At 66.8% G+C, this 15,492-nt stretch carries 17 protein-coding genes; 14 read left to right on the top strand and 3 right to left on the bottom strand.

What is annotated here, in order from left to right:
* Window positions 1-7 precede the first annotated feature (7 nt).
* Window positions 8-883, top strand: a complete 876-nt coding sequence (locus FHS96_RS02055) for an amidohydrolase family protein (protein WP_429587634.1) — start codon at window positions 8-10, stop codon at window positions 881-883.
* Here FHS96_RS02055 and FHS96_RS02050 read toward each other — a convergent pair.
* Together FHS96_RS02050 and FHS96_RS02045 are read right to left on the bottom strand one after the other, a co-directional pair.
* Window positions 867-1,322: a MarR family winged helix-turn-helix transcriptional regulator gene (locus FHS96_RS02050; RefSeq protein WP_429587633.1), complete on the bottom strand. Its 456-nt coding sequence runs from the start codon at window positions 1,320-1,322 to the stop codon at window positions 867-869. The two genes, FHS96_RS02055 and FHS96_RS02050, sit on opposite strands and share 17 nt — an antisense overlap.
* Before the next feature lie 64 nt (window positions 1,323-1,386).
* Window positions 1,387-1,860, bottom strand: a complete 474-nt coding sequence (locus FHS96_RS02045) for a MarR family winged helix-turn-helix transcriptional regulator (protein WP_429587631.1) — start codon at window positions 1,858-1,860, stop codon at window positions 1,387-1,389.
* A 124-nt stretch (window positions 1,861-1,984) separates the two neighbouring features.
* Between FHS96_RS02045 and FHS96_RS02040 the strand changes: the two genes are divergently transcribed.
* The 9 genes from FHS96_RS02040 to FHS96_RS02000 all read left to right on the top strand — a co-directional run bounded on the left by FHS96_RS02040 (window position 1,985) and on the right by FHS96_RS02000 (window position 8,836).
* The gene (locus FHS96_RS02040) at window positions 1,985-2,521 is read left to right on the top strand and encodes a TRAP transporter small permease (protein ID WP_429587629.1); all 537 of its coding nucleotides are present in this window, start codon (window positions 1,985-1,987) and stop codon (window positions 2,519-2,521) included.
* Complete coding sequence (locus FHS96_RS02035) at window positions 2,511-3,815, top strand: TRAP transporter large permease (protein ID WP_429587627.1); 1,305 nt, start codon at window positions 2,511-2,513, stop codon at window positions 3,813-3,815. Before FHS96_RS02040 ends, FHS96_RS02035 begins: the two co-directional genes overlap by 11 nt.
* A gap of 4 nt (window positions 3,816-3,819) precedes the next feature.
* Window positions 3,820-4,878, top strand: coding sequence for a TRAP transporter substrate-binding protein DctP (gene dctP, locus FHS96_RS02030; RefSeq protein ID WP_429587626.1), 1,059 nt, complete (start codon window positions 3,820-3,822; stop codon window positions 4,876-4,878).
* Complete coding sequence (locus tag FHS96_RS02025; protein WP_429587624.1) at window positions 4,875-6,125, top strand: CaiB/BaiF CoA transferase family protein; 1,251 nt, start codon at window positions 4,875-4,877, stop codon at window positions 6,123-6,125. Before dctP ends, FHS96_RS02025 begins: the two co-directional genes overlap by 4 nt.
* A 163-nt stretch (window positions 6,126-6,288) precedes the next feature.
* Window positions 6,289-6,759 carry a DUF3617 domain-containing protein gene (locus FHS96_RS02020; protein ID WP_429587623.1) on the top strand — a complete coding sequence of 157 codons (471 nt, stop codon included), beginning with the start codon at window positions 6,289-6,291 and terminating at the stop codon, window positions 6,757-6,759.
* Window positions 6,760-6,801: 42 nt separating this feature from the next.
* Window positions 6,802-7,305, top strand: coding sequence for a DUF3617 domain-containing protein (locus tag FHS96_RS02015; RefSeq protein WP_429587622.1), 504 nt, complete (start codon window positions 6,802-6,804; stop codon window positions 7,303-7,305).
* 99 nt (window positions 7,306-7,404) lie between these two features.
* On the top strand, window positions 7,405-7,944 hold the full coding sequence (locus tag FHS96_RS02010; protein ID WP_429587620.1) for a DUF3617 domain-containing protein: 540 nt from the start codon (window positions 7,405-7,407) through the stop codon (window positions 7,942-7,944).
* 158 nt (window positions 7,945-8,102) lie between these two features.
* Window positions 8,103-8,360, top strand: coding sequence for a VOC family protein (locus FHS96_RS02005; RefSeq protein ID WP_429587619.1), 258 nt, complete (start codon window positions 8,103-8,105; stop codon window positions 8,358-8,360).
* A complete protein-coding gene (locus tag FHS96_RS02000) occupies window positions 8,333-8,836 on the top strand; it encodes a DUF3617 domain-containing protein (RefSeq protein ID WP_429587617.1) in 504 nt (167 codons plus the stop codon). Before FHS96_RS02005 ends, FHS96_RS02000 begins: the two co-directional genes overlap by 28 nt.
* A 46-nt stretch (window positions 8,837-8,882) precedes the next feature.
* Here the strand turns inward: FHS96_RS02000 and FHS96_RS01995 are convergent, their stop codons facing one another.
* The gene (locus tag FHS96_RS01995) at window positions 8,883-9,524 is read right to left on the bottom strand and encodes a CatB-related O-acetyltransferase (protein WP_429587616.1); all 642 of its coding nucleotides are present in this window, start codon (window positions 9,522-9,524) and stop codon (window positions 8,883-8,885) included.
* Between the two features lie 231 nt (window positions 9,525-9,755).
* Between FHS96_RS01995 and FHS96_RS01990 the strand changes: the two genes are divergently transcribed.
* The 4 genes from FHS96_RS01990 (at window position 9,756) to FHS96_RS01975 (ending at window position 15,482) form a co-directional block, all read left to right on the top strand.
* Entirely contained in the window at window positions 9,756-11,135 is a 1,380-nt protein-coding gene (locus FHS96_RS01990; protein ID WP_429587615.1) for an O-antigen ligase family protein, read from the top strand.
* A gap of 145 nt (window positions 11,136-11,280) precedes the next feature.
* Window positions 11,281-11,973, top strand: a complete 693-nt coding sequence (locus FHS96_RS01985; protein WP_429587614.1) for a polysaccharide biosynthesis/export family protein — start codon at window positions 11,281-11,283, stop codon at window positions 11,971-11,973.
* A 40-nt stretch (window positions 11,974-12,013) separates the two neighbouring features.
* Window positions 12,014-14,269 (top strand): GumC family protein, encoded by a 2,256-nt coding sequence (locus tag FHS96_RS01980; protein WP_429587613.1) that lies wholly within the window; start codon window positions 12,014-12,016, stop codon window positions 14,267-14,269.
* Window positions 14,244-15,482, top strand: a complete 1,239-nt coding sequence (locus FHS96_RS01975) for a hypothetical protein (RefSeq protein WP_429587612.1) — start codon at window positions 14,244-14,246, stop codon at window positions 15,480-15,482. Before FHS96_RS01980 ends, FHS96_RS01975 begins: the two co-directional genes overlap by 26 nt.
* Window positions 15,483-15,492: the final 10 nt, after the last annotated feature.

Genomic DNA, 15,492 nt, shown 5'->3' with positions numbered 1-15,492 from the left:
GGCGCGCATGGACGTGAGCAAACTCGCGGCGATCGACGTGCATGTCCATGCCGAGGTCTCGTGCTGCGACCATGAGGATCCGATTTTCGGCGAATTCCTTGATGCCAGCACGCGTTACTTCAAGGCGGATCGCCGGCGCCCGACCATCCCCGAAACCGTCGCCTATTATCGCGCGCGCGACATCGGCTTCGTGATGTTCACGGTGGATATGGAGGCGGGCACCGGCATTAAGCGCATCCGCAACGAGGAGATCGCCGAGGCAGCGGCGGCGAACAGCGACGTGATGATCGCCTTCGCCTCGATCGATCCGCACAAGGGCAAGCGCGGCGCGATCGAGGCGCGCGACCTGATCGAGAAGCATGGCGTGAAGGGCTTCAAATTCCATCCGCCGCTGCAGAATTTCGATCCCGGCGATCCGATGGCCTGGCCGCTCTATGAAGTGATCGACCATTATGGCCTTCCCGCCATCTTCCACACCGGCCATTCGGGCATGGGCACCGGCATGCCCGGCGGCGGCGGCATCCGCCTGCGCTATGGCCAGCCGATGCTGGTGGACGAGGTGGCGGTGCGCTTCCCCAACATCAGGATCATCCTGGCGCATCCCGGCTGGCCGTGGACCGATGAATCGCTCTCGATGGCGTTGCACAAGCCGAACGTCTTCATCGACCTGTCCGGCTGGAGCCCCAAATATTTCCCGCCGCAGATCATGCGCTATGCCAACACCCAGCTTGGCGACAAATTCCTGTTCGGCTCGGACTTTCCCCTGATCCCGCCCGATCGCTGGATCGCCGCTTATGACGAGGCCGGGTTCAAGCCGGAACTGCGGGAGAAGATGCTGAAGGGCAATGCCGCGCGCGTGCTGGGCCTCAGCTCAGCGGGATGACCCGCGCCTTTTCGATCCGCCGCAGCATATCGAGCAGCACCACCTTCTCCTCGTCGGAAAAGCCCGCCAGCATCCGCCGCTCATGCGCATCGATGCGCGCGAGGCAGTCTTCCAGCATCGCGATGCCCGCCGGGGTCAAGGTCAGCGCGAAGGCGCGCCGATCGGTCTCGTCGACGGTGCGATCGACGAGGCCCATGTCGACCAACTCGTTGATCAGAGACACCATATTGGCGCGCTTGATGCCCAGCACGCGGCCGACCGCGCCCTGGTTGATCCCCGGGCTGCCCGCGACCACGGCGATGATGCCGAACGGTACCTGGCGAATGCCGGTTCCTTCCATCGCTGCCGCAAAGTCGACCGCGAACGCACCCGACGCACGCCGCAGATGATAGCCTACCAGAGGCGCCAGCGCGCCGATCTTCGTATTTTCCCGAGACATTATTGTCTGATGGCCATGATTGGGTGGCGTCGTCAACTCACCCAGGCGAGATGACGAGCGGCTTTCATCGATGGAAGACCGCATACATTCGATCGAGCGCGGCGTCGAAGATCGGCCGTTCTTCCGAGTTCAGCTCCGCAAGCACACCGCTTTCCACCTTCGCCATAATCTCGAACAACCGGTCGAGCAGCGCCTGCCCCTCGGGCAGGATGGTCAGTTCGTGGCGACGCCGATCGACGGTCGAGCGTTCGCGCCGGGCAAGCCCGCGCTTCTCCATCTCGTCGATGATCTGGACGGTGATCGACTTGTCGAGCCCGACCGCGGCGGACACCTGCTGCTGCGAGATGCCGGGATTGGCGGCGATGATCGCCAACGAGGAGAACAGGCCGGAACGCAGGCCCAACTGGGCGGTCGTCGCGGCGAACTCTGCGGAAAGCTGGTTCTGCACGCGGCGCATGCGGAACCCCACGAAATCGCCGAGCCGGCCGAGTTGCACCCGCCGATACCCATCCCCCTCTCCCGCAGTGTTCCGCGTCACACTTTGCCCCTGTCCGCGTCAACGACATTGGTCCGTTGACAGATGGTTGAATAAATATACTATTTGCTCGTCGCATAATTAGACGGCCCGCACCAGAGGCTGTCAATCGCGTGGGGGTGGATGCTTGAGCGATCCCGTTACCGATGCAGCGCCTGGCCATGGGTCCGATCATGGCGAAGAACCGCCCCCGGCGCCGACCCGTGGTTTCGCCGCGCGGCTCAGCTTCTATCTCGGATCCGCGGGGCTGCTGATCGCGATGGCGACCGACGCGACCGCGGTGCTCGGTCGCCACACCGGCTTTGCGCTGCTCGGTGCGATCGAGATCGTCCAGGCGGCGATCGTGCTGATTACCGCGGCATCGATGGTCAGCGTCACGCTCGGCCGCGGCCATGCCGCGGTGCATATTCTCACCGAGCGGCTTTCGAAGCAGCGCGCGCACCGGCTGCAGCGGGTCGCCGCATTGCTCGGCGCACTCACCATCGCGCTGCTCATCGCGGGCTCTGCGATCCTGCTGAGCGATCTGTGGGGCGGGCACGAGCGCTCGGAACTGCTGCACATCCCGCTGCGCTGGTTCCGCGCGCTGATGATCGCGGCCCTCGCCTTCATCCTGATCCTGTTCGTGCGGCAGGCGATGGCGGGGAGGCGCGGCGATGACGCCTGAACTGATCGGCTTCGCCGGCATCTTCGCGCTGCTGATCCTGCTCACCTTGGGCGTGCCGATCGGCATCAGCCTCGCGCTCACCGGCATCGCCGGGCTGATGGTGATGCTGTCTCCGGAGGCGGCATTGGTGAAGGGCGGCGTGATCCTGTTCGAGGTCGCGCAGAAATATGAACTGGGCGTGTTGCCGCTGTTCCTGCTGATGGCGCATCTCTGCTTCCAGGCAGGGGCGAGCCGCGATTTCTTCGATGTGGCGGCGCGCTTCGTCGGCCATCGCCGCGGCGGCCTCGCGCTCGCCTCGATCGCCGGATGCGCCGGCTTCGGCGCGATCAGCGGCTCCAGCCTCGCGACCGTCGCGACCGTCGGTTCGGCGGCGCTGCCCGAGATGCGCCGCGCCGGCTACAACCCCGGTTTCGCCGCGGGCGCGCTGGCGGCGGGCGGCACCTTGGGTGCGCTGATCCCGCCATCGGGCGCGCTGATCGTGTTCGGCATCATCGCCGAGGTCTCGATCGGCAAGCTGTTCACCGCCGCGATCATTCCCGGGCTCAGCCAGGCCCTGTTCTACATGGCGGCGATCGCGATCCTCTGCGCCTTCCGCCCCGCGCTGGGCCCCCGCTCCCCCCGCACGCCGTGGCGCGAGCGGATGGCCGGGCTCGGCCGCATCGTCGACGTGCTGCTGCTGGTGGTGTTCGTGATCGGCGGGCTGATGATCGGCTGGTTCACCCCCACCGAGGCGGCGTCGATCGGCGTGATCGCAGCGTTCGGGCTGATGGCGCTGCGTAGGGCGTTCAACCGCGCGGCGATCGGCGAGGCGTTCGCGCGCACGCTTTCGACCACCGGCATGATCTACCTGATCATCATCGGCGCGATCCTCTTCGCCACCTTCATCAGCGTGACCGGCATCGCCGACCTGATGTCGGGCGCGGTGCGGGACATGCATGCCAGCCCGGTGGTCGCTATCATCGTGATGGCGCTGCTGCTGCTCGTGCTCGGATCCTTCCTCGACGGTCTGGCGCTGATGCTGCTGACCACGCCGATCTTCCTGCCGATTGCACTGGAACTGGGCTACAGCCCGATCTGGTTCGGCATCTTCCTCGTCCGCACGATGGAGATCGGCTTCGTCCACCCGCCGCTGGGCCTCAACGTCTATGTCATCCAGGCGCTGTCGAAGGATATTCCGCTGGGCGCGATCTTCCGCGGCATCATCCCTTTCCTGATCGCCGATTTCCTCCATCTGGCCATGCTGATCGCGCTGCCGATCGTCACCTTGTGGCTGCCCGGCGTGGCGGGGGGCTGATCCGATGCGCCTTGCCGCCGTCCTCGTCGCTCTGGCGCTTGCCGCCTGCGGCGCGGCGCCCCCGCCCAGCGCCGAACATGTGCTGAGCTATGCCAGCCCCTATCCGCCGAGCCATCCGTTCAGCCGCGCCGACCAAGAGTGGATGGACTGGGTGACCGCCCGCAGCGGCGGGCGCATGGCGTTTCGACCCTATTGGTCCGGGGCGCTGCTCTCCTCCGAAATGAGCATGGAGGAGATTCGCCGCGGCGTCGCCGATGTGGGGCTGATCAGCCCGATCTATGCCAAGGGCGGTACGCACCTGCTGCGCGGCCAGACCGCATTCTACGGCGGCGTCCGCAGCATCTCCGATCAGGTCGCCATCTATGATTGCCTGGCGGCGCGCTTCCCGGCCGTTGGCGCCGAGTTGCACGGCCTACACCTGCTGGCGGCCCAAGGCGGCAACTTCCCCGGTGTGGTCACCCGCGAGCGCCCTATCCGCAGCCTCGCCGACTTCAGGGGCTTGCGCCTGCGCGTGCAGGGCGACGCGGTCGACATATTGCGCCAGCTTGGCGCCGATCCGGTCAACATGCCGATGGGCGAAGTCTATTCGGCGCTGGCCAAGGGCGTGATCGACGGTGTCGTCGCCCCTGCCGACACGATCAAGGCGCTGCATTTCTCGGAGGTTGCCCGCCATTTCAGCACGATCCGCTTCAGCCGCGGCGCCTATCCGGCGCGTGCGATCTCCGACCGCGCGTGGCGCCGGCTGCCGCCGGACCTCCAGCGCGTGCTGACCGCCAGCCGCAAGCCCTGGGAGGATGCGCTCGACCGCCAGCAACTGAAGGCGGAGGCGGACGGGATCGCGCTGGCGAGAAGCGGCGGCATCGCCTTCACCACGATCCCGCCGGCGGAGCAGCGACGTTTCGACGCGCTCTACAATCACGACGCGCTGGTGCAGGCCCGCCGGCTCGCAAGTCTTGGCATCGATGCCGAACCGATCTTCCACGAAGCCCAGCGGCTGATCGCCGGCGGCCCGATCCACTGCGCCGCGCAGCCGCCCTCTCCCCCAGCCAAGGACAATCCGTGACGACTCAAGCGACAAGAGACCGCCCTCTGGAAGGGCTGCGCGTCATCGATCTCACCCGCGCGCTCGCCGGCCCCTATGCCACCTTGCTGCTGGCCGGGCTGGGCGCCGAGGTGATCAAGGTGGAGGATCCGCGCGGCGGGGACCTTGCGCGCGAGAACAGCCCCTATGTCGGGCGGGACGGCATCAGCGTCGAGCGCAGCCATGACGACGATGTCTCGATGTCCCACCTTACCCGCGCGCGCGGCAAGCTGGGCGTGTCGCTGGACCTGAAACAGCCGGAAGCCCGCGCGGTGTTTCTCGATCTGGTGCGCGAGGCCGACATCGTCGTCGAGAATTTTACCGCCGGCACCGCCGATCGCCTCGGCGTCGGATATCAAGCCGCACAGGCGGTCAACCCGCGCATCATCTATTGCTCCCTCAGCGGCTTCGGCGCAACCGCGCCCGAGGGCGGCAAGGCGATGGACATCATCATCCAGGCATTGTCCGGCGCGATGTATGCCAGCGGCGGGCCGGACGAGCCGCCGGTGCGCATCGGCATCCCGGTCGCTGACATGCTGGCGCCGGTGTTCGCGGTGATCGGCATCCTTTCGGCGCTCGAGCAGCGCCACCGCACCGGCAGCGGCCAGCATGTCGACGTATCGATGCTGGGCGCGCTGACCTCGTTCGTCGCCATCGAGAACTGGTCTGCGATGGCGGCGGCGGGGATGCAGGCGCGCACCGGCCTCACCGTCCAGCGCCTCTCGCCGTTCGGCGTGTTCGAATGCGCAGACGGCTATATTGCGCTGGTCGCAGTGCATGAAAAATTGGCGCAGGGGCTGTTCCGCGCGATGGCGCGACCTGACATGGGCACCGATCCGCGCTTCGCCAATCGCGACAGCCGCGTCGCCAACGCAGCCGCGCTGGAAGCCGAGATCAATGCGTGGTCGCGCGGCCTGCCAGTGGCGGAGGCCGTAGCGCGGCTGACCGCCGAGGGCGTGCCGGTGGCGCCGGTGCGCCATCCCGAGGACGCGCTGCTCGATCCGGGCGTCGTCGCCCGGCACGAAACGATGGCGGTGGCGCATCCGCATTATCCGTCCGACATCGATCTGCGCACCGCGGGGATTCCGATCACTTTCTCCGCCGCCGACACCGGCTTCAACGATGTGCTGCCGATCGCGGTGGGCGAACATAATGATCGCGTGCTCGGCGGCCTGCTCGGCTATCCGCCGGATCGCATCGCGGCACTGCGCGATCGAGGCGCGATCTGACCACGGCGTGCGGGACGCCTCCCGCCATCGAAAGCGTCGTGAGCAGCGCCCGCCGTGGATGAAGCTGTGGATAAGCTTGGAAAAAGCCTGTGTGAAACCCGTTCGCGACCATCGTGCGGCGGTGCTAGTCTGCGTCCACGAATCGAGCGGGACGGGTTTCACGATGAACATCTTGGGGCGGCTCGCGCTGCCCATGCTGGCGCTGCCGCTGATCGCGCAGGCCGATGTCGCGATCGAGGCGGGCCGCTGGGAAGAGCATTTCGTCCCGTCGCGCGTCCTGCTCGATGGTACTCCGCTCGGCCCGGACATGGTCGCGAAGATGGCGCAGACGCGCGCGCGCTGCGTGACGCCGGATCGCGCGAAGGATGCGCTGGGCTTCATTCTCAGCCGCGAAGTCGCGTGTGGAACCCCGCGGATGACGGGCAGTGCCGCCGGCTTCACGATCAGCGCGCAATGTCCGGCGACCAGCGATGAGGGCCCGCGCGATCTGGCCGCGCAGGGCACTTGGACACGCGACACCTATCGCATGACGATGACCGCAAGCGGCCCGGCGGGCGATCACCAACTGACCGTAGAAGCGACGATCGATGGCCGCCGCGCGGGCGCCTGCCGCGGCGACGAGGAAGCCGACTGAGACGACAGAGACGATATAGAAGATAGCCAAAGGGGGACGAGGATGATGAAGACGGCACCGATGATCGCGGCGGCCATGACGGCTGCATTGCTGGCCGGCTGCACGGGCGGTGCGAAGGAAGAAGCGGCCCCGACCGGGCCGGTTTCGCTGCAGGCAGGCCAGTGGGAGATCAAGACGGTGGTCGAAAGCGGGCGCAATCTGGACAAGGGCAAGGCGGTGTTCCCGATTGAGGCGGGCACTACCGAGACGAGCAAGGTCTGCCTCGCCGTGGCCGACGTCGCCAAGCCCCAGCCCACCTTCTTCGTGCCCGCGATGACGAGTTGCACCTATACCAACGATTATTTCTCCGATGGCACGCTGCAGGCGCAGATCACCTGTCAGAAGGATGGGATGAGCGGCGCGATCGGCGCAACGGTGCGCGGCACCTACACCGCGACGACTCTCGACGCACAGCAGATCGTCGAGACCCGGCTGGCCAGCGACGGCGACGTCAGCATCACCTCCAAATTCACCGGCAAGCGTATCGGCGATTGCCCGGCGGGCTGAACGATCCACACTCGACTTGACCGTGCGGCCTGCTAGGGTCACCGCAAAACGCCGCACGGACGGGTCGCATTCCTCATTTCCATGTCGATGGAGAGTATCATGCGTACCGCGTCATCCGCCGCCGCCCTCATCACGCTGCTCGCGCTCGCCGCCTGCGGCAAGAGCGACGAGGTGAAGCTCGAAAACGCCTCCGTTGCCGACGTCGCTGAGGCGACGAAGGATCGCGGCGCGGCGGTGAAGCTGAAGCCGGGCCAATGGCGGACCACGGCCGAACTCGTCTCGATCGACGTGCCGGGCCTGTCCAAGGAGATGGCCGATCAGATCGGCCAGTCCGCGGCGAAGAGCTCGACCACCGAGGATTGCGTGACCCAGGAAGAGGCGGACAAGCCTCAGGAGATGCTGGCGCGCGACAATGGCGAATGCCGCTATGACCGTTTCCAGATGAGCGGCGGCAAGATCGATGCGGTGATGCGCTGCAAGCCGGCGGGCCAGCCCAACGAGATGCAGATCAGCCTTTCGGGCAATTATCAGCCCGAACGCTATGACGTTGCCGCCGAGATGGTGATGACGCAGCAGGGCAAGACGATCACGATGCGCCTCAAAAGCAAGTCCGAGCGGATCGGCGAATGCAAGGCGTGATCCATCCGCACATCTAGGGAGTGACGGTCATGATCGGATATACGCTCGTCGGCACCAACGATCTCGAGCGCGCCAAGGGCTTCTACGACGACCTGTTCGAGACGATCGGCGCGGGCCGGGTACTGGAAATGGGCGAGATGTGCGCCTAGGGCGTATCGATGGACCAGCCGATGTTCGGCGTGACCCGCCCCTATGACGAGAAGGATGCGACCATCGGCAACGGCACGATGATCGCGCTCGTCGCCAGCGAGCGGCCGACGGTCGACGCGCTTTACACCCGCGCGCTCGAACTGGGCGGCAGTTGCGAGGGCGGCCCCGGCGTTCGCGGCGAAGAGGGCGAACAGGCCTTCTATGCCGCCTATTTCCGCGATCTCGATGGGAACAAGCTGTGCGCATTCCGCGTCGGCCCCGCCTGAGCCCGCCCCGCGCCGCCGCCGCGCTGGCCGCGGCGGCGCTGCTGCTGGCCGGTGCCGGCGATGAGGCGATGCGGCCGGGCGCGTGGGAGCGGCGGACCGAGTTCGTCTCCGCCACGCAAGGCGGCAAGCCGGTTCCCGAAGCGGCATCCGAGCCCGACGTCCGCCGTCGCTGCGTGCCGCCGGATGCGGCTAATGCGGCACGGCTCATCCTGCCGCCGCCCAACGCCGATTGCGCGATTGTCGACAGCCAGATCGCCGGCGGCGCGGTGCGCTTTAGCGGCCGCTGCAACGCCGATGAGGCGGGCCCGCTCATTCTCTCCGGCACCGGCACCTATGATGCCGGCAGCTATGCGGTCGACATCGTCACTGAAAGCCCCGCCGAACCCGCGCCGGTGATCGTGACGATGCGCGTGACCGCGCGTCACGTCGGCGAATGCGCGCCCGGTGACGAACCGCTGGCGGGCACGAGGCAGTAGGGATTCGTGGCCCCTCCCCTGAAGGATAGGGGTAAAAAGCCCCTCCTCAGCCCTTCGCCGGCAGCACCGCCGCAACGCGCGCCGCAGTTGGATTGCGGATGACGTCCGGGTTTGATTGCAGCAGCGCGCGGATCGCCGGCGGTTCCAGTTCCCACCAGCGGCTCGCCTCCAGCGCCGCCTGCAGTTCCGGATCGAAGCGCCAACGGATCTGCTTGGCGGGCACGCCCGCGACGATCGCATAGGCCGGCACGTTTGCAGTGACGATCGCGCCCGCGCCAATCACCGCCCCGCGACCGATCGACTTGCAGCCGGGCAGGATCACGACATTGTGACCCACCCACACATCATCCTCGATCACCAGCGGCTCGGCATGGATCATGTCCTGATCGATGACCCCGAAGCGCTTCTCGTAAAGCATCGGATGGGTGGTGATCGCATCCAGCGGATGGTTGGCATCGACCACCCGCACCGTCTTCGCGAAGGAGCAATAGCGGCCGATGACGAGCGGCCCCGGCATCCGCCAGCGATCGAAGCAGCCATAGCTGTGCAGGCCGACATCGATGCCGTGGCGTTCGCGGAAGAAACGGCGCAGGTCCAGATTCTCGTCCTGGTCGCGCAGCCAGCGGAACAGCTTTGCTTTGTCGATCGCCTTGCCGACCACGCCCATCGCCAGACCACCCCCGCCCATCAGCACCGCCGACCTTCGGCAGCATCACCGGACGGTGATCCTTAATCACGCAGATGCAGCATGGCCAGCCGTTTCCGCTGCATTGCGAGGTGCATAGCCCGCACCCGTACCGTCGCAAAGGATGCGGAGGATGCACGCCAAGGCTCGACAGCGCCGGCCTCACCCGGCTATGTGCGCGAGCGAAACGTTCATGGCCAAACGCAGGTCCAACCGCAGCAAGCCCGGAGCAGAATGGCGACTTCCCCCTTCCGCCCGATCGGTCAGCCGCTGCCGCGACAGCCGGTGCGCACCTTCCTCAGTTCCGCGCTGTTAGGCATTGCGCTGATCCTGGGCGGCGGCGGTGCACGCTTTCCGGCCACCGAGATCGTTGTGCAGTGCACAGCGCTGGTCGTGCTCGTCTACATGCTCGCGGAATACCGGCGTGACCGGGCCGCGCTGTTCGACTGGCTGGCAATCGGGTTCGTATTGCTCGTGCTGGCGCTGCCGCTGGTGCAACTGATCCCGCTACCGCCCAAAGTATGGCAGGCATTGCCGGGGCGCGATTTCATGCTGCAGGCTGCCGACTTCACCGGCACAATGAACGAGCCGCGGCCGATCAGCCTGATGCCCGACTCTACGCTATCGACCTGGCTGACCTTGATCGTGCCGGTGACGATGTTCATCGCGGTGCTGCAGGCCGATGGCCGCGAGATCAGGTTGCTGCTGTGGGTCGTCGTCGGCGCGGCGGTGGCCGGTGCACTGCTCGCAATGCTGCAGGCCGTGTTCGGCGATAGCGACGCGCTCTACTTCTACGCCACCTCGCAGCAGGGGCTCACCACCGGCGTGTTCGCCAATCGCAACCATCAGGCGCTGCTGATGGTGCTTGCACTACTTTGCGCCTGGCTGCTGGCGCGCGATCGGCGGCGCAAGGGCCGTGCGCTGGCGCTGCGCTGGGGATTGTTCGGGTTGATGGCCCTGTTCGCGGCTGCAGCATTGGCAACGGCGTCTCGCACCGGATCGGTCTTGCTGCTGCTCGCGCTCGCCGCCGTGTTCGTGCCGATGGCCGTCCGCCACCGGCGCCGCTCGGCCCTGATCGGCGGCAGCATCGCCGGCGTCACCGTTCTGCTGGTCGCGATCCTGGTGCAGACCGGCGCGTTCCAGCGGCTGATGGGGCGCTTCCAGCTTGAGGACGACAACCGGTTCCACTTCTGGCCCGACGTCACCTATGCGATCGGCTCGGTGTGGCCGTTCGGCTCGGGCTACGGCACTTTCGATCCTTATTTCCGGTCGATCGAGAGCCTCGATTCTCTGGGCAGCCATTTCATCAACCATGCGCATAACGACTATCTGGAGCTGGCGCTGGAAGGCGGCGTGCTGGCGGTGGTTGCGATGGCGCTGTTCGTGCTTTTCCTGCTCACCGCGGCGTGGCGCATGGCGCGGCACCGCCAGCCGGGGCCCGAGGGCAGCCGCGGCTGGATCTCACTGACGGCCATATTCCTCGTAATGTTGCACAGCCTCGTCGATTATCCGTTGCGCACCTTCGCAGTTGCAGCATTATTCGCCCTGCTCTGTGGCCTGCTGGTGCGCGCGCTGCGCCCTGGTTCGATCGCCGAGGAGGATGAAATGGCGTAAGAATTGGGCAAGTGCGCGTGGTTGTGCGAGAATTGCATCGGCCACGGTTCACACTTATACCGCATCTGCTTCCACGCGGGGTGGCCGATGCGGGCGTATGGCCAGAAGAGCCGATTGACGCTGCGGGTACGGTAAAGGGGAAGAGATGAGCAGGTTCGTTACAGTGTCCGTGGCAATCGCGCTGCTGACGTTGGGTGGATGCGCTGGCACGAAACGCTCCTCGCTGCCGCGTGGACCGGTGGCCTACACCACGATCAAGGCGTCCGACGCGCCGACCGTCGCGACCGACTATCGCATCGCCCCCGGCGACACGTTATCGGTCATCGTGTTTCAGGAACCCGATCTTTCGATCAAGGATGTTCCGGTGGATACCGGCGGCAGCCTCGCCGTGCCGCTGATCGGCCGCGTGCAGGCCGCCGGCAAGACGAGCTTTGAACTCGCCGACGAGATCGGCAAGGCGCTCGGCCGCAACTACCTCGTTTCCCCCAAGGTCTCGGTCTACGTGACCACCGCCACGCCGGGTCAGGTCGTCGTCGAGGGCTCGGTCACCAGCCCCGGCGTGTTCCCAATCCGCCCGCAGACCACGCTGATCGAAGCGCTCGCGCTCGCCAAGGGGCCGACGCAGGTCGCCCGCCTCAACGAGGTGATCGTGTTCCGCACCATCGACGGGCAGCGCATGGGCGCCGTGTTCGACCTTGCTGCGATCCGCCGCGGCGATGCCGTCGATCCGCGCATCGAACCCAACGATGTCGTCGTCGTCGGCTATTCGGGCCTCCGCCAGGTCTATCGGGATTTTATCTCGGCCGCGCCGCTCATCGGCGTCTTCACCCGCTTCTGATGCGCACGCGCCTCACAACCGCTCCGTTCAAGGTGATCTGATGAACGACTCCACCTTCCCCGATCGCCGCGACGGAAATGGCGGCCACGCCGTGCGCCCGCGCGATGATGGCTATCAGGCCTATGTCGCCGACTATGACGAACAGGATCAGGGCTTCCGCCTCAACATCGGCGCCCTGATCGGCATCCTGCGCCGCAACTGGATCCCGGTGGCCGTGATCGTCGCGCTCGCGCTGATCGCCGGCCTCGTCGCCACCCTGCTCGCCACCAAGATCTACCGTTCCGCCGCGAGCGTGCAGATCGAGCAGCAGACCGCCAAGATTGTCGACACGCAGATGGTGGAACCGGCAACCTCGATCGCCGACGCCAACCGCTTCCTCAACACGCAGCTCGCCATCCTGCAGAGCCGCGGCCTCGCGATCCGCACCGCGGAACGGATGAAGCTGTTCGACAACAGCAACTTCCTCGTCGCGATGGGCGTGAAGGTGGATGCCGCGCAGTCCAACACGCCCGAGGCGATCCGCCAGCGGCGTGAGATGGTGATCGGCCTGCTGCGCACCAACACCAGCGTCGAGCTGCCGACCAATTCGCGCGTCGCGCAGCTTCGCTTCGACTCGCCGGATCCGCGCCTTTCGGCACAGATCGCCAACGGCATTGCCGACGCCTATGTGACCGGCAATCTCGAGCGCAAGTTCGACACCTCAGCTTATGCCCGCGACTATCTGGCCGGCCAGCTCGCCGAACAGAAGCAGCGGCTCGAGGATAGCGAGCGGGCGATGATCGCCTATGCCCGCGAATCCGATCTGGTGACGGTGGGTGGCGCCGGTGGCGCGACCGGTGGCGACTCCAACGGCGGTGAAGGTGCGTCCAAGCCGCAGTCCCTCACCTCGGCCGCGCTGGTTGACCTCAACACCGCCTACACCGCCGCCCGCGCCGAGCGCATCAAGGCCGAGCAGCGCTGGCGTGCCGCGCAGCGGGCGCCGCTGATGAGCCTGCCCGAGGTGATCGACAATGGTGCCGTCCAGGCGCTGATCGGTCAGCGTGCGACATTGCGCAGCGAGCTGCAGCAGCAGCGCCGCCGCCACAAGGCCGATCACCCCGAGGTGATCCAGCTCAACGCGCAGATCGCCGAACTCGATTCCCAGATCAGCCGCCAGGCAACCGACATCCGGGACTCGATCCGCGAGACCTATCAACTCGCCGTCGGCCAGGAGCAGCAGTTCGACACCACCGTCGGCCAGCTCCGCTCCACCGCGCTCGAGGAACAGGGCCGTCAGGTCCGCCTGAACATCCTGCAGCGTGAAGTCGACACCAACCGCGAACTCTACAACGGCCTTCTCCAGCGCTTCAAGGAACTGAGCGCGACCGCCGGCGTCGAATCGAACAACGTCTCGATCATCGACCGCGCGGAACCGTCGTTCGCCCCGATCAAGCCCCGGCCGCTGATCAACATGGCGATCGCGCTCGCGATCGGCTTCGGTCTCGCCGCACTGTTCGTGTTCGCCCGCGAAAATCTCGACGACGCGATCCGCACGCCCGACGATGTCCAGCGCATGCTCAACGTGCCCGCGCTGGGCGCCGTCCCGCTGCTCAAGGCCGGCGAGAACCCGTTCGAGGAAATCAGCAACCCGCGCTCGGCGATGGCGGAAGCCTATCAGTCGATCCGCACCGCGCTGGAACTCTCGACCGCGCACGGCGTGCCGCGCAGTCTGGTGTTCACCTCCAGCCGCCCGTCGGAAGGCAAGTCCACCTCGGCCACTGCGACCGCACAGAACCTGGCGCGGACCGGCAAGCGGGCGCTGCTGGTCGACGCCGACCTTCGCCTGCCGACGCTGCACAAGTTCCTCGACCTGAAGAACAATGCCGGCTTCGTCAGCTTGCTGACCGGGCAGAAGACGGTGATGGACGTGCGCCAGCCGACCGGGCTGGAAGGCTTCGACTTCATCTCGTCGGGCCCGCTGCCGCCGGCCCCGGCCGAACTGCTCAGCGAGGTTTCGCTCAACCGCTTCCTCAACGATGCGCTCGCGCATTACGATGTGGTGGTGATCGACGCTCCGCCGGTGATGGGTTTCGCCGACGCGCCGCTGATCGCGGCGATCACCGAGGGCACGGTGTTCGTGGTCGAGGCCGATGTCGCGCACCGTGGCGCCGCGCGCACCGCGATCCGCCGCCTGGTCAGCAGCCGCGCCAATGTGGTCGGCGCGATCCTGACCAAGTTCGACGCTCCGGCGCTGGGCTATTACAACTATAATTACAGCTACAGCTACGAATATGGAAATCGCGCCAACGCGGGCTGATGCCCGCCGCTGGGCAGCCCGGGCGGGTGCCGGGCTGCTCGGCCTGGCGCTTGCTTGGGCGATGGTGCCGGATTCGCTTTCGGCACTGTCGCTCAGTCGCAACGACGCGGCGACTGCCGCCGCGCAGCACCCCACCGACGAGACGCTTGCCGCCGCCGGTGACGCCGCTTTCCGGAACCGCCGCTACGCCGAAGCGCGGGGCCTCGCCGATCAGGCCCTCAGCCACAGCCTGTTCAACGTCGTCGCCTGGCGCGTTGCCGGTCTCTCTCGCGAGGCGATCAGCGCCGATGACGAGAGCGCGGCCAGCTATATGGCGCTGGCCGGACAGCTCGGCTGGCGTGATACGCTGACCCAACTCTGGTACATCGACAAGGCATCGCGCCTTGGCGAATATGAGATCGCATTGCAGCGCGCCGATGCGCTGCTGCGCCGCCAGGAATATTCCGATCAGGTGCTGGGCTTCGTCCGTGCAGGCGCGCTCGATCCCAAGATCCGCCCGGCGATCCTCGCCCGGCTCGCCGACGCGCCGGGCTGGCGCCCGCGCCTGTTCCTTGATGCGCGGACGATGCCCGAGGAGCAGCGCCAGGGCATCGAGGCGCTGGTCGGTGCGCTTCGCCGCACGCCGCATCCGGTGACCCGCGCGGAAATCACGCCTTATATCGACACGCTGATCCGCGCCGGCGCGATCGGCGGGGCCTATCGCATCTATGACCTCGCCTTCGGCGTGACCAAGGCGGCGGACGGCAACCGACTGCACGATCCCGATTTCCGTCAGAGCGCGGCGCGGGGCGAAACGACCACCTCCCCGGCCCAATCGTTCGACTGGACCATCAGCGCGCCGCTGGGGATCAGCACCGGCTTCGATCCGGCCGGCGGCCTGACCCTCGCCATCGAACCGCGGCGTCGAGGCACGGTGGCGCAACAATTGCTCGCGCTGCCGCCGGGCGCCTATCGGTTCGACGCGCGCCTGGCCGGAACCGAGCCGCGCGCGCGCGATCTGATGCGCTGGATGGTCGAATGCGTGCCTTCCCGCGTCGAAACCGATGCAGGGCCGGTGCAGGTCAGCCAGGTCGGCAGCACCACCGCTATGCAGTTCGACTTCTCGGTCTCCGCCGATTGCCCCTATCAGCGGCTGACCGGCGATGCCGGGTCTTCGACCGTAGGCAGCGCCAGCAACGTCACCGTTCGCAGCGTCGCGATCCGGCCGCGCTGAGCTGGTTGCG

It is taken from the genome of Sphingomonas zeicaulis (genome assembly GCF_050433225.1).
GTDB classification, from domain to species: Bacteria; Pseudomonadota; Alphaproteobacteria; order Sphingomonadales; family Sphingomonadaceae; genus Sphingomonas_D; species Sphingomonas_D zeicaulis.
The sequence above is the reverse complement of the archived record's forward strand: the minus strand, read 5'-3'. Positions and strand labels throughout refer to the sequence as shown.